General features: G+C 68.5%; 16 protein-coding genes, 1 tRNA gene and 1 pseudogene. 9 read left to right on the top strand and 9 right to left on the bottom strand.

The window, feature by feature from the left end; all coding sequences use genetic code 11:
* Positions 1–3: 3 nt before the first annotated feature.
* Entirely contained in the window at positions 4–1431 is a 1428-nt protein-coding gene (radA, locus tag FBZ87_RS09810; RefSeq protein ID WP_145610145.1) for a DNA repair protein RadA, read from the bottom strand.
* Positions 1432–1675: 244 nt separating this feature from the next.
* Between radA and FBZ87_RS09805 the strand changes: the two genes are divergently transcribed.
* The gene (locus tag FBZ87_RS09805; protein WP_211106908.1) at positions 1676–3037 is read left to right on the top strand and encodes an amidohydrolase family protein; all 1362 of its coding nucleotides are present in this window, start codon (positions 1676–1678) and stop codon (positions 3035–3037) included.
* Between the two features lie 236 nt (positions 3038–3273).
* The gene (locus FBZ87_RS09800) at positions 3274–3642 is read left to right on the top strand and encodes a hypothetical protein (protein ID WP_004274439.1); all 369 of its coding nucleotides are present in this window, start codon (positions 3274–3276) and stop codon (positions 3640–3642) included.
* Positions 3643–3686: 44 nt separating this feature from the next.
* Here FBZ87_RS09800 and FBZ87_RS09795 read toward each other — a convergent pair whose 3' ends face one another.
* The 6 genes from FBZ87_RS09795 to cysQ form a co-directional block, all read right to left on the bottom strand.
* A complete protein-coding gene (locus FBZ87_RS09795; protein WP_145610144.1) occupies positions 3687–4481 on the bottom strand; it encodes an ABC transporter ATP-binding protein in 795 nt (264 codons plus the stop codon).
* Positions 4478–5248: an MlaE family ABC transporter permease gene (locus tag FBZ87_RS09790; RefSeq protein ID WP_145610143.1), complete on the bottom strand. Its 771-nt coding sequence runs from the start codon at positions 5246–5248 to the stop codon at positions 4478–4480. Before FBZ87_RS09790 ends, FBZ87_RS09795 begins: the two co-directional genes overlap by 4 nt.
* 29 nt (positions 5249–5277) lie before the next feature.
* On the bottom strand, positions 5278–6465 hold the full coding sequence (alr, locus tag FBZ87_RS09785) for an alanine racemase (RefSeq protein ID WP_246134322.1): 1188 nt from the start codon (positions 6463–6465) through the stop codon (positions 5278–5280).
* A 19-nt stretch (positions 6466–6484) separates the two neighbouring features.
* On the bottom strand, positions 6485–7993 hold the full coding sequence (locus FBZ87_RS09780; RefSeq protein WP_145610141.1) for a replicative DNA helicase: 1509 nt from the start codon (positions 7991–7993) through the stop codon (positions 6485–6487).
* A 148-nt stretch (positions 7994–8141) separates the two neighbouring features.
* Entirely contained in the window at positions 8142–9458 is a 1317-nt protein-coding gene (locus tag FBZ87_RS09775; protein ID WP_145610140.1) for an SAM-dependent methyltransferase, read from the bottom strand.
* 128 nt (positions 9459–9586) lie between these two features.
* Positions 9587–10387: a 3'(2'),5'-bisphosphate nucleotidase CysQ gene (gene cysQ, locus FBZ87_RS09770; protein WP_244909564.1), complete on the bottom strand. Its 801-nt coding sequence runs from the start codon at positions 10385–10387 to the stop codon at positions 9587–9589.
* A 233-nt stretch (positions 10388–10620) separates the two neighbouring features.
* Between cysQ and FBZ87_RS09765 the strand changes: the two genes are divergently transcribed.
* The 6 genes from FBZ87_RS09765 to FBZ87_RS09740 all read left to right on the top strand — a co-directional run bounded on the left by FBZ87_RS09765 (position 10621) and on the right by FBZ87_RS09740 (position 14102).
* The gene (locus FBZ87_RS09765; protein WP_145610139.1) at positions 10621–11178 is read left to right on the top strand and encodes a thermonuclease family protein; all 558 of its coding nucleotides are present in this window, start codon (positions 10621–10623) and stop codon (positions 11176–11178) included.
* A gap of 218 nt (positions 11179–11396) precedes the next feature.
* Positions 11397–11615 carry a translation initiation factor IF-1 gene (infA, locus tag FBZ87_RS09760; protein ID WP_044559220.1) on the top strand — a complete coding sequence of 73 codons (219 nt, stop codon included), beginning with the start codon at positions 11397–11399 and terminating at the stop codon, positions 11613–11615.
* 47 nt (positions 11616–11662) lie between these two features.
* Positions 11663–12259 (top strand): Maf family protein, encoded by a 597-nt coding sequence (locus FBZ87_RS09755; protein ID WP_088873191.1) that lies wholly within the window; start codon positions 11663–11665, stop codon positions 12257–12259.
* 13 nt (positions 12260–12272) lie between these two features.
* Positions 12273–13592, top strand: coding sequence for a ribonuclease E/G (locus FBZ87_RS09750; protein ID WP_145610138.1), 1320 nt, complete (start codon positions 12273–12275; stop codon positions 13590–13592).
* Between the two features lie 11 nt (positions 13593–13603).
* Positions 13604–13816: a DNA gyrase inhibitor YacG gene (locus tag FBZ87_RS09745; protein ID WP_145610137.1), complete on the top strand. Its 213-nt coding sequence runs from the start codon at positions 13604–13606 to the stop codon at positions 13814–13816.
* A 210-nt stretch (positions 13817–14026) separates the two neighbouring features.
* Positions 14027–14102, top strand: a tRNA-Phe gene (locus FBZ87_RS09740).
* Positions 14103–14153: 51 nt separating this feature from the next.
* Here the strand turns inward: FBZ87_RS09740 and FBZ87_RS09735 are convergent.
* Positions 14154–15275: a DUF5694 domain-containing protein gene (locus FBZ87_RS09735; protein ID WP_145610136.1), complete on the bottom strand. Its 1122-nt coding sequence runs from the start codon at positions 15273–15275 to the stop codon at positions 14154–14156.
* Between the two features lie 180 nt (positions 15276–15455).
* Here FBZ87_RS09735 and FBZ87_RS09730 point away from each other — a divergent pair, with 180 nt between their 5' ends.
* Positions 15456–16013 (top strand): DUF3833 domain-containing protein, encoded by a 558-nt coding sequence (locus tag FBZ87_RS09730; protein WP_145610135.1) that lies wholly within the window; start codon positions 15456–15458, stop codon positions 16011–16013.
* Positions 16014–16063: 50 nt separating this feature from the next.
* Here the strand turns inward: FBZ87_RS09730 and FBZ87_RS09725 are convergent.
* Positions 16064–17731 (bottom strand): annotated as a pseudogene (locus FBZ87_RS09725) (methyl-accepting chemotaxis protein); the annotation flags it as partial.
* Positions 17732–17874: the final 143 nt, after the last annotated feature.

The raw sequence follows: 17874 nt of genomic DNA, 5'->3' as shown, positions 1-17874 counted from the left end.
GCCTCAGCCCCGCCCGCCGCCGGATACGGCCTTGGGTGTGTTCTTGGGCGATGCGCTTTTCTGTGCGGGAGCGGCCTGGAACAGGGGCAGCAGGTCCGACAGGTGGTGCAACTCGATGCGGCGCATGCCGGCATCGCCGCCCGACCCCTTGCGCCGGGTGGGCACCAGCGCCGTGCCGAAGCCCAGCTTCGCCGCCTCCTTCAGCCGCGTCTCGCTCTGGCTCACCGCCCTGATCTCCCCCGACAACCCGATCTCTCCATAAACCACCGCGTCGGCCGGCACAGGCTCCCCCGTCAGGGAGGAGACCAGGGCCGCGGCCACCGCCAAATCCGCCGCCGGCTCGGTGACCTTCAGGCCGCCGGCGACGTTCAGATACACATCATTGGCGCCGATGGCGAGGCCGCAGCGCGCCTCCAGCACCGCCATCACCATGGCCAGGCGTGCCGTGTCCCAGCCCACCACCGCCCGGCGGGGCGTGCCCAGGGGCGACGGCGCCACCAGGGCCTGCACCTCCATCAGCACGGGGCGGGTGCCCTCCATCCCGGCGAAGACGGCGGTGCCGGTCACGTCGCCGCGCCGTTCCGCCAGGAAGATCTCCGACGGGTTGGCGACCTCGCGCAGGCCATCCTCCGCCATTTCGAACACGCCGATCTCGTCGGTGGCGCCGAAGCGGTTCTTCACCGCGCGCAGGATGCGGAACTGGTGCCCGCGCTCCCCCTCGAAATACAGCACCGTGTCCACCATGTGCTCCAGCACGCGGGGGCCGGCGATCTGGCCGTCCTTGGTGACATGGCCCACGATCAGCAGGGTGATGCCCCGGCGCTTGGCCACCCGGATCAATTCCGAGGCCGAGGCGCGCACCTGGGCCACCGTGCCCGGCGCGCTATCCAGCGTGTCCACATACATGGTCTGGATACTGTCGATGACCGCCACGCGCGGGCCGTCGGCCGCGTCCAGCGACGCCACGATGTCACGCACATTGGTGGCGGCCGCCAAGTTCACCGGCGCCGCCGCCAGACCCAGGCGCAAGGCTCGCATGCGCACCTGGTCCACGGCCTCTTCGCCGGAGATATAGGCGCAGGACGTGCCCTGAGCCAGGCGGCAGATGACCTGCAGCAGCAGCGTGGACTTGCCGATGCCGGGGTCGCCGCCCACCAGCAGGGCCGAGCCGTGCACCAGGCCGCCGCCGCACACCCGGTCGAATTCCTGGATATGGGTCATGCGGCGCGGCGCCTGCTCCGACACACCGGACAGCTCCACAAACTCCAGCCGGCGGCCCTGCACCTTGTTGCCCAGGCCCTTGGGCGCCGCCTCGGGGGCGGCCTCCTCCACCAGGGTATTCCAGGCGCCGCAGCCCTCGCACCGGCCGCTCCACTTGGGGTGGGCAGTGCCGCAGCTTTGGCAGACATAGCGGTTGGTGTTTCGGGCCACGGGAAAGGGTTCCTGACGGGATATTCTGGCGGTCGCCATCATAACAGCTTGGGTGACGGAACCGCCACCCCGGCGCCGGGTATACAGCCACTAGATTTAGGGGGTAGGGGCGTGCGGGACGCACGACAGGATGGTTTGGGCGGCCATGCCGTGATGCCGCCGCGAATTGACAGCGTAGGGCGCGGCGCCCACAGTTGCGACCGCCCGTCTCCTGTCTGGATGTACCGCCTTGAAGCCCGCCGCCATGCTTCTCCGCTCCGCCCTGCTGGTCTCGTCCGTGCTGGTCCCGCCCATGGCGGCGGCGGAGGAGACACAGCCGGCGCTGGAGTCGGTGGTGATCTATCGCGGCGCCACCCTGATCGACGGCACGGGGACGGCGCCGCGTGCCGGCATGGCGGTCGTGACCAAGGGCCAGGACATCGCCCTGGTGGCGCCCGTGGGCAAAGTGCCGGCCGAGCTGGCCCGGGACGCCACGGTGGTGGATGCCAGCGGCCTCTACGTCCTGCCCGGCCTGATCGACACCCATGTGCATCTCGCCACCGTGCCCAACCGCAAGGCTGAGGAGGCGCTGCTGCGTCGCGCGATCTACGGCGGCGTCACGGCGGAGCGCGACATGGCGGGCGATACCCGCGCGCTGGCCGACCTGTCGCGATCGGCCCTGCTGGGCGAAATCCCGGCGCCGGACATCTACTACGCGGCCCTGATGGCCGGCCCCAGCTTCTTCAAGGACCCGCGCACGGCGGCGTCGGCCAAGGGCGATACGCCGGGGGAGGTGCCGTGGATGCAGGCCATCACCCCGGCCACGGACCTGAAGGTGGCGGTGGCCTTGGCGCGCGGCACCGGTGCCAGTGCCATCAAGATTTACGCCAACCTGCCGGCCGACCTGGTGGCCGGCATCACGCGCGAGGCGCACGCCCAGGGCTTCCGCGTCTGGGCCCATGCCATGGTCTTCCCCGCCACCCCGGCGGAGGAGATCGAGGCCGGCGTGGATGTGCTGTCCCACGCCTGCATGCTCGCCTACCAGGCCTTGCCGGTGAAGCCGACGCAGTACCATGACCGCGCGCCGGTGGACTCGGCCCGTATCGGCAATCCCGACCCCATTCTCGCCGGGCTGTTTGATGGCATGAAGCGCCACGGCCAGGTGCTGGACGCCACCGTGCGCGTCTATGCCGAGGGAGACAAGCGCTGGGCCGGCCAACCCAACCCGCCCGGCTCCTATTGCCCCGGTGAGCTGGCGGCCCGCATCACCGCCCAGGCGCATGCCGCCGGCGTGGCCATTTCCGCCGGCACGGATGGCGAGACGCCCGCCGCCGATGCCTATCCCGCCCTGCATGAGGAACTGGAGCTGCTGGTCCACCAGGCCGGCTTCACGCCCCTGGCCGCCATCCAGGCCGGTACGCAGATGGGTGCCCGCGCCCTGAACCTGGAGTCGCGGATGGGCACGGTGGCGGTGGGCAAGCTGGCCAACCTGGTGTTCGTCGCCAAGGACCCGACCCAGGATATCGCCAACCTGCGCAGCGTCGTCTACACGGTGAAACGCGGCCGCCGGTACAACCGTGCCGACTTCCGGCCCATCGCCCCGGATGAAGCGGGTGACGTCGACTGAACAAGTGACTCCAGGAAAGGCCGGTGCCGGCGGGCGTCCAGTATTGGGGGCGCCTGTCTGCTACCTATGTAGCTAAGCTGGTTACGTTTTTGAAATTGTGACCGGTAAAATGATCATGCCGGTAAAGTTTCGGCTGTGTTACCCCTTCCGCCGTCCTCGTTTCCGGTGGCAGTGCGGAAATGTATAAAATACAGCATAAATTGAATCCTTCATCCAGGATCATCTGTGTTCTGATCATGGACGATGTCGGCGGTGAAACCATCGCCGATTACATCGAGGAAATCCTGGCCTGGAATATGGACGTCGCCACGTGGAACAGCGTGACCGACCTGCGGTTGCATGTCGGCAATGTCTCGCCGGACGCCATCCGCCGCATGGGCGCCATAATGGGGGAGGCCATGCGCGGCCGTGCCGGCGGCCGGGCGGCCGTGGTCAGCCATAACGCCGGCCTGCGCTTCCTCCTGAACCTGGCCCGCTTGTTCATCCCCGGGCACGAGCTGCGCGCCTTCAGCGACATGGCAACGGCCTATGCCTGGGCGGCGGGGCGGCAGGTCGACCTGCCCCTGGAAATGGCCGTTGCCGGCTGGGGAAGGGTGGCGGCTTAACGCCGCTTCCCTCAAGCGCGGGGCGGGCGTATCCGCGCCGGTCCTTATCCCAGCTTCACCTGCATCTGGATCGGGCCCTCGGCCCGGCCGTGGATGAACTGCTCGACGTAAGCGTTGCCGCTGTCGTCGATGGCGCTGGTGGGGCCCTGCCAGATCAGCTTGCCCTGGTACAGCATGCCGATGCGGTCGGAAATCTTGCGGGCGCTGGCCATGTCGTGGGTGATGGTCAGGGCGGTGGCGCCCAGGTCGCGCACGCACTTCACGATCAAGTCGTTGATGACGTCGGCCATGATGGGGTCCAGGCCCGTCGTCGGTTCGTCGAAGAAGATGATTTCCGGCGTGGTGGCGATGGCGCGGGCCAGGCCCACGCGCTTCTGCATGCCGCCTGACAGCTCCGCCGGCGACAGGTTGGCGACATCGGGGCCCAGGCCCACGGCGGCCAGCTTTTCGATGGCGATGTCGCGCGCCTGGGACCGCTTCATGCCCTGACCCTGGATCAGGCCGAAGGCCACGTTCTGCCAGACGGGCAGGCTGTCGAACAGCGCGCCGCCTTGGAACAGCATGCCGAACTTGGTCATCACCCGGTCCCGGGCGCGGCCGCCGATGTGGGTCGTCTCCTCCCCATCCACCTTGATGGTGCCGGCATCGGGACGCAGCAGGCCCAGGATGGATTTCAGCATCACCGACTTGCCGGTGCCCGAACCGCCGATGATGACGAAGGACTCACCCTTGGCGACGCTGAGGTCCACGCCGTCCAGCACCTTCTTCGGGCCGAAGGCCTTCTTGACGCCGATGAGTTCAATCTTGGGGGTGGCAGAGTGGGGGGATACCGTGCTCATGAGAAGAACAGCCCCGTCAGCAGATAGTTGATCATCAGGATCATGATGGAGGCGGAAACCACGGCGTGCGTGGTGGCCGCGCCCACGCCCTGGGCGCCGCCCTTGGAATGGTAGCCGTTGTAGCAGCCCATCAGCGCGATGATGAAACCAAAGGCCGCCGCCTTCACCAGGCCGGAGACGACGTCGATGGTCTGCAGGTACTGCGCTGTGCTGGTCAGGTAGGCCGACGGGTTGAAGCCCAGGCGGTAGATGCTGACGACATAGCCGCCGAACACGCCGATGATGTCGGCCACCAGCACCAGGCAGGGCAGCATCAGCGTGCCCGCGAGGAGGCGAGGCGCCACCAGGTACTTGAACGGGTTGGTGGACAGGGTGGTCAGCGCATCGACCTGTTCCGTCACCCGCATGGTGCCGATTTCGGCCGCCATGGCGGCGCCCACACGGCCCGCCACCATCAGGCCCGCCATGACGGGCCCCAGCTCACGGGTGATGGACAGCACCACCACGGTGGCGATGGCGCTCGAGGCGTTGAAGCGGGCGAAGCCGGTATAGCTTTGCAGCGCCAGCACCATGCCGGTGAACAGGGCCGTGAGCCCCACCACGGGCAGGCTGTTGTAGCCGATTTCCCGCATCTGCTGGACCAGCAGGCGGGGATAGAAAGGGGGACGGACGCAGTGCGACAGGCCGCGCGCCGTGAACAGGGCCAGCCGCCCGGTGGCGGCCAGGAACACCAGGGTGGCCCGGCCGATCCCGCTCAAGAACCCCATCCGCTCCGCTCCTCAGTCATATAAGGGACTTACAATGCCAAACTGCCAGTGTCCCGTCGCGGTTGCGCCGCAACAGGCCATGCCCCCTGATACACGCGGCAAAACCTCCGGCCAAGCCCTGTTAGGATCTCATAGCCGATGGTGCCGGCATCTGCGGCCACGTCGTCCAGCGGCCGATCGGGACCGATCAGCTCGGCGAACGCGCCGGGAACCAGGGCTTCCGGGGGCACTTGCGTCGCGTCCACGCTCAATAAATCCATGGATATGCGGCCCACCACGGGGGCGCGGGCCCCGGCGATGGTGACGTGGCCGGAGGACCCCAGGGCGCGGAAATAGCCGTCGGCGTAGCCCACCGCGATGGTGGCCAGGCGCGCCGGTGCCGTGGTGCGATATGTCGCGCCATAACCCACCGTCGCCCCGGCCGGCACGTCCCGCACCTGCAGGATGCGGCCTAGCAGGCGCAGCGCCGGCGCCATGGGGTTGGGCGCCTCCGGCGTCGGGTTCACGCCGTACAGCGCTGCCCCCGGCCGGACTAGGTCGTGCAGCAGCGCCGGCTCCCGGAAGATGCCGGAGGAGGCGGCCAGGCTGGCCGGCGCCCGGGGCAGTCGGGCCAGGTGCGCCCGGAGGCGGGCGTCCTGCTCGGCGGCGAGGCCGTCGCCGGCCACGTCGGCGCTGGCCAGGTGGCTCATCCACCCCGCCAGCGTGAGGCCGGTCAGTAGGGCGGGCTCCGCGGCCAGATGCCGCGCGTCGCGGTCGTCCAGGCCCAGGCGGTTCATGCCCGTGTCGATATGAATGAAGGCGGGCAGGGAGCGGCCAAGCTCCACCGCCGTGGCCCGCCAGCGGGCGATGTCGTCCAGGCTGTTCAGGACGGGCGTCAGGCCCAGGGCTGCCATCTCCCGCTCCGTGCCCGCCGTGGGGCCGTGCAGGACCAGGACGCGCGCGCCGGAGAAGGTGCCAGGGGACAACGCCGCGCGCAGGGCGGCGGCCTCCTCCAGATCGGCGACGAAAAAGCTGCGGCAGCCGGCCTCGGCCAGAGCCGTGGCCACCGGCACGGCACCCAGGCCATAGCCGTCGGCCTTGACCACGCCGGCGCATTCGACCGCGCGGCCGGTCCGCTGGGCATGGTCGCGCAGGACGCGCCAGTTGCCCGCAATGGCATCCAGGTCGATGGCCAAGACGGCACCGGCGCCGACCGGCACCTGGCTCGGGAAATCCACGGACGGCACCCCCGGCTCCTCAGTAATCGTCGCCGGCACCGGCCAGGGCATGGTGGGTGTCGAGGTCGGAGAAGCGGGTGAATTCGCCGTGGAAGTGCAGGCGCACGGTGCCCACGGGGCCGTGACGCTGCTTGGCGATGATGGCCTCGGCCGTGTCGTGGACCTCTTCCAGGCGCTGCTGCCAGCGCTGGTAGCGGTCGTTGAACTTGTCCTCCGCCTCCTCCGGACGGCGCGATGGCTCAGCACGCTCCAGATAGTACTGCTCGCGGTAGACGAACATGACCACGTCGGCGTCCTGCTCGATGGAGCCCGACTCGCGCAGGTCTGACAGCTGCGGGCGCTTGTCCTCGCGGTTTTCCACCTGGCGCGACAGCTGCGACAGCGCAATCACCGGCAGGTCCAGCTCCTTGGCGATGGCCTTCAGGCCGCGCGTGATCTCAGAGATCTCCTGAACGCGATTGTCTGTCTTGTTGATCCCGCCGCCGCGCAGCAGCTGCAGGTAGTCGACCACAATCATGCCCAGGCCATGGGTGCGCTTCAGGCGGCGGGCGCGCGTGCGCACGGCGGTGATGGACAGGGCCGGCGTGTCGTCCACGAAGAACGGCACTTTGGAGATGTAGTTGCTGGCCTCGATGAAGCGGGGGAAGTCGCTGCCGTGGATTTCCCCGCGGCGGATCTTGTCGCCGCTGACCTCGGCCTCATCGGCCAGGATACGGGTGGCCAGCTGTTCCGCCGACATTTCCAGCGAGAAGAAGCCGACCGGCGCTCCCTCCTTGCCGCTGCTCTTCATATGGGCGCGGGCGGCGTTGAAGGCGATGTTGGTGGCCAGCGCCGTCTTACCCATCGAGGGGCGGCCGGCCAGGATAATGAGATCCGAGGGGTGCAGGCCGCCCAGCTTGCCGTCCAGGTCGCGCAGCCCTGTGGTGACGCCGGTGACGTGGCTGGACCGCTTGTAGGCCGCCTCCGCCATCTCGATCGCGGCCTTCAGCGACCGTTCGAAGGGGATGAATCCCCCCTGGGCGTCGCCGGTGGAGGCGAGGTCGAACAGCTTCTTCTCCGCCTCCTCGATCTGGTCGGTGGCGACCACGTCCAGGTCGTGCTTGTAGGCGGCGTTGACCATGTCCTCGCCCACGTCGATCAGCTGCCGGCGCAGGTAGGCGTCATGGATGATGCGGCCGTAATCCTCGGCGTTGCTGACGGTGACGACACCGGCGGCCAGGCGGGCCAGGTACTCGGTGCCGCCGATCTCCTTCAGGTCCGCGTCCTGCTCGAAATAGGCCTTCAGCGTCAGGGGGCTGGCGATCTGCCCCCGTTCCACCAGCTTGGCGATGGCGGCGAAGATGCGGCCGTTGGCGGGGTCGAAGAAGTGTTCCGGCCGCAGGAACTCGGCCACCTTCTCCAGCGCCTTGTTGTTGACCAGGGCGGCGCCCAGCAGCGCCTGTTCCGCCTCCAGGTTATGGGGCGGCGTGCGATAGGGCAACGCGCCGGTGGGGGCGGTCGGATCGGTCAACTTGGTGTCCATGGGCATCAGTGTAGCAGCGGGGGAGGCATGGCATAGCCGGCCGCCGCGTGCGCGGCAAGTGCAACATGCGGATGGATTTTATCCACAGGGGGATAATCATGAGGATAAGAGCGGCAATGGGGTGCCAATCCCGCCCTTAACCCCTGATTTTCCTTTATTCCGCAACCATCGCCGGTGTATGGGCGCGCGGTGACATGGCTTCCTCTGCCTTGTGGATATAATCCCGGGTGAGGGGCACGGCGGCCAAGGCGTTGGACAGCTGGATCTGGAAGACCATATGCCCTTGGTAGCGGAAAGCGCATTCCGATCCCGCCAGGTAGAATTCCCACATCCGGACGAAACGCTCGTCATACAGCGCGGCCGCCTCGTCGGCCCTGGCCAGGAAGCGGTGGCGCCAGGCACGCAGGGTCTCGGCGTAATGCAGGCGCAGGATTTCGATGTCGGTGGTGACGACGCGCGCCTTCTCCACCGCGGGCATGACCTCAGACAGGGCCGGGACGTAGCCGCCGGGGAAGATGTACTTGCGGATCCAGGGGTTGGTGGCGCCCGGCCCGTCCAGGCGGCCGATGGAATGGATAAGGGCCACCCCCTCCGGCGTCATCAGGTCGCGCACCGCCTCGAAATATTCCAGGTAGTGGGGCAGACCCACATGCTCGAACATGCCCACCGAGACGATGCGGTCGAAATGGCCGGCGTAGCCTTGGCCTTTCAGGTGGCGATAGTCCACCAGCTCGAACGTCACCCGGTCGGTCACGCCTTCGTCGATGGCGCGCTGGCGGGCGACGGCCAACTGCTCCTCCGACAAGGTGATGCCCATTATGCGTGTGCCCGGCGCCCGGCGGGCGATCTCCAACGCCATGCCGCCCCAGCCGCAGCCGATGTCCAGCACCTTCATGCCGGGCTCCAGCCGCAACTTGGCGATGATGTGCCGCTTCTTCAGGCTCTGCGCCTCCTCCAGCGTCGTCTCCGGCGTGGGGAAGTAGGCGCACGAATATTGGCGGTCGCTATCCAGGAATAGGGAATAGAGCTTGCCGGACAGGTCGTAATGGTGGGCCACGTTGGCCTTGGACCGTTGTGCCGGGTTGAACTGCTGGGCGTACCGCGTCAGTGTCTCGATGGGGCCCATCAGGTGATCGGACCACCCGATATGCTGCCAGCCGCTGTTGCGGGTGACCAGCGCCAGCAGGTCGTAGATGCTGCCCTCCTCCATCACCAGCGTGCCGTCCATATAGGCCTCGCCCGCGTACAGGCGTGGCGCCAGCGCCAGCTTCCAATGCAGGCTGGGGTCGGTTACGCGCACGGTGACGGGGCCGTAGCTGGCGGGGCCGCCGTCGGCGATGCCGCCGGGGCTGATTCCGCCCGGCAGGGCGTCGGGGTCGCGCCGGCCGAATTCGTAGCGGCGGCCGTGGGCGTCGATCAGTGTCAGATGGCCGGTCTTGATCAGGGACCGGAACAGGCTGGCCAAGAGCATGCCGAAGGCTCCCTCGTCTCAAATCACCTGCATATCAAAGACATGTAGGTAGTTTGCGAGCGGGTGGCCAGGGGGTCTATTAGCTCTAAGATTTACTCAAAAGGGCAGGGTTCGCCTGTGCCTCGGCCTTATTTCCCGTGGGCGATGAAGGGGCCGTTACGGAAGCCGGCCTTGCCGTAGCGGAATGGATCGCCTTCCGGCGTGGTCATGCCGCCGCCGGCGGCCAGCAGCACGGCGTGGCCGGCGGCCGTGTCCCATTCGCAGGTCGGTCCGAAGCGGGGATAGAGGTCGGCCACGCCCTCGGCGATGCGGCAGAACTTGACGGAACTGCCGCAGGCCAGGGTCTCGGCCACCGAATAGGCCTTGAGATAGGCCGCCAGCGCCTCGTCATTGGCGTGGGAGCGGGAGGAGACGACCGTGACGCCGGCGCGCGGCTGCGGGCGGCAGGTGATGGTTTCCCGCTCCCCGCCCGCGCGCTGGCGCCATGCCAGGGGCTTGGGTGCCAGCGAACCCGCGAACAGCTCGCCGCTGGCCGGGGCGTAGACCACACCCAGCACGGGCTGGCCCTTGTCGACCAGGGCGATGTTCACCGTGAACTCGCCATTGCGCTTGATGAATTCCTTGGTGCCGTCCAGCGGGTCCACCAGCCAGAAGGGCTGGCGGGCCGCCACGGCTGGAATCTCGCCCCGCTCCGCCGCTTCTTCCGACACCGCCGGGATGGCGGGCGTCAGGCGCGCCAGGCCGGGCAGGATGACCGCCTCGGCGGCGTGGTCGGCCAGGGTGACGGGGCTGCCGTCCGACTTGGCGGTGGCGCCGTGGTCGCCCTCATAGAAGGGAAGGGTGGCGTGCCCCGCCTCGACCGCCAGCGCCGCGATGTCATCCAGAAGGGCGACAAGGTCCATTCGGGCGAGGACGGGGGCGGTGGTCATGGGGCCAAGCCTATCTCTGTAGTGTCGCGGGGGATGATCGGGGAGGGGAATAGTGCATCGGCGCCCTGCTCAGCAACAGTCCAAACCCGAACGCCCACGCGCGGCTCTCATGCGCGCGGCTGTCCAATTTTAAGCCGCATTCTAAGGACAGGACCATGGGGTGGCGCCAACCGCGCCGCGAACCCGCGCAATGAGGGCGGCGGTCGACGGCAGTGAATGCTAGACTGACGCCCATGAGACTGACGCTTTCCTTCCTCATCGCCGTCCTGGCCGTGTCCGCCGACGCCCTGGCCGCCCCCCCGCCCCCGGTGGGGGGTGGGGGCGATGTCATCGAAGGGCATGCCCAGGCGACGGAGGGCGATACCCTGCTGGTGGATGGGGGGGAGATCAGGCTGTACGGCATCGACGCGCCCGACCCCGGCCAAACCTGCCAGAACCGGCGCGGCGCCACTTATGACTGTTTCGCCCAGGCGACCAAGGAATTGCAGGCCATTGTCCAGGACAAGATCGTCCGCTGTACCACGAAGGAAAGCCCGCCCAAGCAGCGGCGCCTTGGTGTATGCACGGTGGAGGGACGCGACGTCGCCGGCATCATGGTGCGGGCCGGCTGGGCGCTGGCCTACACCGCCCTGACGCCGGACTATTACAACACCCAGGTCCTGGCCATGAGCCACCGCGCCGGCATGTGGGGCGGGCGGGTGGAACCGCCCTGGCTGTGGCGCGACCGGCAGGCAACGCTGGAAGCCGATGCCACCGGCAAGCCTAAGAAAAAGCCCTCGGGCCAGCCGTGAGGCCGGCCTGAAGACAGGGGCCGCCTGCAATCCACCGGGTTGCCACCCGTATGATTGGGGGGTGCGATAGGGGGCCAGAGCCACAGTGCCGCGCAAAGACGCGGGCGCACCCCTGCTGCCGCCTGGAAAACACTTGACCGCGACCGCCGGGGCCATCACCTATGTCGCCGAAATTGCGCGTATCCCGCAGTCCACCCGTTTTTTCCTGAAAGGAAGTTATGTCGAAGGAGGATTTGATCGAGTTTTCCGGCACAGTGACCGAACTGCTGCCGAACGCGATGTTCCGCGTCAAGCTCGATAACGAACACGAAGTGCTGGCCCACACCTCCGGCAAGATGCGCAAGAATCGCATCCGCGTGCTGGCGGGTGACCGGGTCAACGTCGAAATGACGCCCTACGACCTGACCAAGGGCCGCATCACCTTCCGCTTCAAGTAAGCGGACGGTCGCCCATGGTGCGTGTGCAAGCGGACGGGACGGGGCGGATGCCACGACAGCTCCCGCCGCTGGTGCTGGCGTCCAGTTCCCCGCGCCGTCGGGAACTGCTGGCCCAGATCGGGGTGACGCCGGCCGGCATCGACCCGGCGGACATCGACGAAAGCCCGCTGGTGGATGAGCTGCCGGCCCATCACGCCCTGCGCCTGGCCAAGGCCAAGGCGGAGGTGGTGGCCGCCCGCAGCGCGGGGTCGGTTGTGCTGGCCGCCGACACGGTAGTGGGCTGTGGCCGCCGTATCCTGCCCAAGGCGGAAAGCGCCGACGACGTGCGCCGCTGCCTGGATCTGCTGTCCGGCCGCCGCCACCGCGTCTATGGCGGCCTGTGCGTCATCGACGCGGCGGGCAAGGTGCGCACCCGGCTGGTGCAGACCGCCGTGCTGTTCAAGAAACTGAGCCGCGCCGAGATCGACGCCTATCTCGCCTGTGGCGAGGGCGTTGGAAAGGCCGGGGGCTATGCCATCCAGGGCCGGGCCGCCCTGTTCGCGCGCGGGCTGGTCGGGTCCCATAGCAATGTCGTGGGTCTGTCGCTGTTCGAGACGGCGGCCCTGCTGCGTGCCGCCGGCATCGATCCGCTCTTGGCCGCGTGACGGGCCGGCCCTGATGGCCCGCGAACTCCATATCGACGTCACATTGCCGGCGCAGGGGCCCGCCTTGCGCCGCGCCGCCGTGCTGACCGACGGCGTGTTGTCGGATCTTTATATCGACCGGGTAGAGCGGCCCACCCTGGCCGGCGCCGTGATTCGCGGCCGCGTCACCCGCATCGTCGCCGGCATGAACGCCGCCTTCGTTGACATCGGCACCGGCCGCGACGGTTTGCTGCCCGCCCCCGACGTGCGCGTGCCCCAAGGGGGTGGCCCCCAGGGAGGCGGCAAGGGCGCCCCGAAGGATCGCCCGGCCGCGCGGCCCCAGGGGCCCATCGGCACGGCCTTGCGGGCGGGGCAGACCATCATCGTCCAGGTCAAGGCCGACCCCGTGGGCGCCAAGGGCGCGTTGCTGTCCATGGACGTGGCGCTGCCCGGCCGTTTCCTGGTGCACACGCCCTTGGCGGCCGGCATCCACGTGTCCAAGCGCCTGGGCCAGGGGGCCAGCGCCGCGGCGGAGCGTGCGCGCCTCACCACCGTGGTGCGCGACGCGGTGCCCGTCAGCGGCCAAGGCTGGGCCGGTGGCTGGATCGTGCGCGCGGCGGCCGCCGGCGTGCCCGCCGACTGGCTGGCGCAGGAGGCGGAGGCCTTGGCCATGGACTGGCGCGGGGCGGCGCGGGCCGGCGACGGACCGCCGGCCACGCTGCTGGCGGCCCCCCATGCCGGCATCCGCGCCCTGATGGAACAGACGGGCCAGCCGGTATCGGCCATCCTTGTGGACGACCGCGCCGCCGCCGGCCAGGACCTGTATGCGGAGCTGCGCCGCTGGTGCGACGACCGCGCCGCCGACCTTTTGCCGACACTGAAACGCGTCCCCACCGGCCTGCCGCTGTTCGACGGCGGGGACCTGGACGGCGCCATCGCCACCCTGTTGCGCCCGCGCGTCCCCTTGCGGGGGGCCGCCGCCGGCAGCCTGGTCATCGAGCGGACCGAGGCGCTGACCGTCATCGACGTGAACGGGGGGGAGAAGGGCGACCCCCTGGCCGTCAACCTGGCGGCGGTGCCGGAAATTGCTCGCCAGCTGCGCCTGCGCAATGTGGGCGGCATCGTGGTGGTGGACTTCATCAACCTGTCGCGTCCGCCGGACCGCGAGCGGCTGATTCTCGCCCTAACCGGGGCGGTGGCGGACGATCCCGGCAATACCCAGGTCTATGGCATGTCCCGCCTGGGCCTGGTGGAGATGACGCGCCAGCGCCGGGGACCTTCCCTGCTGGACCTGGTGGCGGCGGACGCGCCGGCCCCGGGCGTTTTGTCCGACGACGATGACGCCGTGATGTGAGTGATGTTGCCATGACCGACCAACCGATACCCCTGAAGCCCCGCAGGTCTCGCGCGGCCTGCCCCATCTGCGGCCGGCCGCCAGCGCCCGAGGTAAAGCCCTTCTGCTCCCCCCGCTGCGCCGACGTCGACCTGGGCCGCTGGCTGAACGAAAGCTATCGCGTGCCCGTGACCGAAGAGACGGATGAGGATGGCGAGACCGCGCCAGGAGCGGAGCGCGACTGAGTGCCAGCACCCCGCCATATCCAGAAATTTTCCAGTAAAATCAACCGCCTAAAAAAAATCTGAAAAAGATCGAAACAACAGGCTGGACAAGCCCGCCGGACTTGTCTACATACAGCCACCTCGACGCGCCGCGGACGCCAACGCCACGGCAACGGGTCACAAAAACCCACGCGAGATCAGGGACTTAGCGTCCGCTAGGTTTCTCTGGATGCCCAGGTAGCTCAGTTGGTAGAGCAGGGGACTGAAAATCCCCGTGTCGGTGGTTCGATTCCGCCCCTGGGCACCATTTTCCCTATAAAATTACTACGACTTTGGCTGAGACGGCCTTTTAGGCACGTCAGCGCAGCACCTCCCGCGTGTCGGCCAGGCGCAGGTCGTGCATCTGGTCCAGGTAGGCCTCGTAATACCCTTTGTGTGACGCGCCGACGATGGCGAGCAGGCGGGTGCCGGGGTGCTGGCCCAGGACGTCGCGGATGTTCGCGACCATGCGCAGGTTCCGCGTCTCCCAATACCCAACGTAATTCCGGCCAAATCCCTGGGGAGACGGCTCCCGCAGGGCGGCACCGAAGTCCGCCTGATAGGCCTGCAGCGCGGCCTGCGGCGCGTTGTATGCGCGATATAGGATCATCAGGCCGTCTGGTTTGGCGACGCCTGCCTCCAGCCGCTCATCTTCCGCCCGGCGCGCCTTGGCGACAGGATTGTCCCAGGCGTGCGTGATGGCGGCGGCATAGGCGTTTGCGTCCGGCGGATCGGGGAAGTCGGCGCTGTGGTCATCCACGCTCCATAACCGTTCCAGGCCCAGGCGCGCCGCCAGCACGGCCGAGATAAGGTTGGTTTCGTTGCGGCGGTCCTTGGCCCGCTCCAGCGCCGCCACCAGGTCGGGCGTGAGACCGTCGCCGTCGTGCCGCTCCTCCACCGGCAGGCGCAGCCATTGCACCAGGGCGGAGCTCCGCTCCCCCGCCGCCAGGAAGATCGCGGCCAGGTGTCGCCGGTCGGCAGGGGTGGGGGCGGCCGGCCATGCGGCCAGCAGCCGTTCCGCCTCCGCGTTGGCGGCGGGCACGTCCAGTCCGGTCGCCTTCCCGGCGGGACCGGGGTCTGGGCAGTAGTCGGCGACGGTCGAGGCATAGCGGGCGGGATAACGGCGCAGGCTGTCGCACTGCAGGCCGGACATGTCCTCGGTCGCGATGGCGTCCGGATGCCAGGCTGCCAGGCGGGCCAGCAGGGGTTCAAGCATATCCGGCCGCAGCTCGCCCTTGAGACCCGACAGATGCGGCGTGCCCAGCACCAGCACCTCGTTGGCCTTGCCCGCCGGCGGCCCCTTCAACTGGCCGGGCTTGAATGAGGGGTGGTAGTCCGACGCGCCGGTCCCGGCATCCGCTGGGATGACCTTGGCGACTGCCAGGATGCCGGCAAGCAGGGCCAAGCCCAGGCTGGCTGAGCGACGACGGACATGTGTCATGATTTCCCCCAAAGGACTGCATAGCGCTTCCGTCATCATCTTGATCGGCCGGCATCGCGAAAGGGCCGCTTTGGCGCCTGTCGCCTGGTCCTGGTCCGGCCATGATCCGCCGCGTCTCCTTCCCCGTATCGTCCAGCGCCAGGGACGACGGGTCCTGGGCAGGCCGGGAAAGGGTTTGAGATGTGGAGACGGATTTGCGCCGCGCTGCTGTGTGCACCCCTGCTCACCAGTTGCGCCGGGATGGCGCCCAAGGATTTCGCGGGCGGCACGCCCCCGCTGGTCTTGGAGGATTACTTCACCGGCCATACCAAGGCCTGGGGATTGTTCGAGGATCGTTTCGGCAGGGTGCGCCGCCAATTCACCGTCGACATCGACGGCACCCGCCAGGACGGCGCCCTGATCCTTCACGAACGCTTTCTGTACAACGACGGCGAACGGGAGGAGCGGACCTGGACGGTGCGACGGGTGGCGCCGGACCGCTATGAGGGGACCGCCGGCGATGTCGTGGGCGTGGCGCGGGGCGTGGCGTCGGGCAACGCCTTCAACTGGGCCTACCGCCTTGACCTCAAGGTCGGCGACGGCACCATGCGCGTCGCCTTCGATGACTGGATGTTCCTGCAACCCGGCGGCGTCCTGCTGAACCGGGCCCACGTCACCAAATGGGGCGTCGAAATCGGGTCGGTCAGCATCTTCTTCCAGAAGGCGCCGGCGATGGCCGCCCCGGACATGCCGGATTAGAGGGGAAGGGCCAGACGCGGCGGTCCGCCGCCCCTGGCCTGGCCTTGGCTTCAGGCGGCGCGCAGCTTGGCGAAGAAGTCGGCCACGGCCTCCTGCAGGCGGGCGGATTCCTTGGCCAAGCTTTGCGAGGCGCCCAGCACCTGGACGGACGCGGCGGCCGTCTCTTCCGAGGCCTCTGCCACGGCGCCGATGTTGTTGGAGACCAGCACCGTGCCCTTGGAGGCCTCGCTCACGTTGCGGGTGATCTCCCGTGTGGCCGCACCCTGTTCCTCCACCGCGGCGGCGATGACGGAGGTGCCGGCGCCGATGTCGCGGATGGTGGACTGGATCTGGCGGATGGCGCTGACGGCATCCGTCGTCTCCTGCTGGATGGCCGCCACCTGCGCGCCGATGTCCTCGGTGGCCTTGGCGGTCTGGTTGGCCAGCGCCTTCACCTCGGTGGCGACGACCGCGAAGCCCTTGCCGGCCTCGCCCGCCCGGGCCGCCTCGATGGTCGCGTTCAGCGCCAGCAGGTTGGTCTGGCTGGCGATCTCACGGATCAGGCTGATCACCGCCTCGATGCGCTGGGCGCCTTCGGCCAGGCCGTTGACGGTGGCGTCGGTCTCTTCCGCCTGGCGCACGGCCTCATCGGCCACGGTGGCGGACTGCAGGGCCTGGCGGCTGATCTCGCCGATGGAGGCCGTCAGCTCCTCCGTGGCGGCGGCGACCGTCTGCACGTTGGTGGAGGCCTCTTCGGCGCCCGTGGCCACGGCCTGCACCTGGCGGCGGTTGCCGTCCACGATCTGGGTCAGGCGGGCGGCCGTCTGGCCCAGTTCCTCCGACGCGTGGGCGACGAAGTTGACCAGCTCGGTGGAGACCTTGTCGAACTCCTCAATGTACTGCTCGCGCAGGCGCACGCGCGCCTCGCGACTCAGCTGTTCCTGCCGGGCCCGCTCGGCCAGCTCATCGGCGCGGATCATGCTGTCGCGGAAGACGGCGACGGCGGCGGCCATGCGGCCGATCTCGTCCAGGCGGTCGGCGCCGGGGATCTGCACCGACAGGTCATGGTCGGCCAGGCGGCCCATGGCGCCCGTCATGTCGTCCAGCGGCTTGGACACCAGGCGGATCAGCGCGAAGCCGGCCAGGCCACCCAGCGCCAGCGACAGGATCAGCGCGCCGATGACCACCACCTTGGCGGTCTGATAACTGTCGCGGTTGGCCTTGGCGGCCTCGTCCGCGCCCTTCAGGTTGACGTCGGCGTCGGTCTTCAACGCCTGGCGCAACTTGGTGAAGGTGTCGATCATCTCCCCCCGGAAAGAGGCGACGGCCTCGTCCAACTTGCCGTCGTGGGCGGTGGCCAGCAGCTTGTCATGCAGGCCCAGATAGGTCTTCCAGATGCGCTGGATGTCGTCCGCCGCGGCGCGTTCCTCGCCGGCCCCGATCAGCGGCTGATACGCCGTCCAGGACTTGTCAAAGTCCGCCAGGGTCGCGGCGAAGCGCTTTTCCACCTCTGCCCGCATGGCCGGTTCCTTGACCAGCAGATAGGAGCCTTCTAGCGAGCGGAAGCGTTCCGTCGCCTGGACGATCTGTCCCACCGCACGGGTGGAGGGCAGCCAGTCGTCACGGATATCCATCGCGGAGGCGTTCATGCGTGCGGCCTGCATCATGGCGACCACGCCCAGGATCAGGGTGATGCCCAGGACGGCGCTGAACGCCAGGATCACCTTGTGGCGGATGGACAGGTTTTTCATGGCCTTCGACGCTCCTCACCCTAGCGGGGGCCCTCAACGCGGGTGCCCCCCAAAAATCAGGGCGCCATCGCCATCAATTGGTCCTCGACCAGACAGCTTGAGGACTTTCGGAGGGACGGCGCCATGAAGCC

It is taken from the genome of Nitrospirillum amazonense (assembly GCF_007828035.1).
Lineage (GTDB): Bacteria > Pseudomonadota > Alphaproteobacteria > Azospirillales > Azospirillaceae > Nitrospirillum > Nitrospirillum amazonense.
Note: the sequence above shows the minus strand (reverse complement) of the source record. Positions and strands in the feature narration are given on the sequence as shown.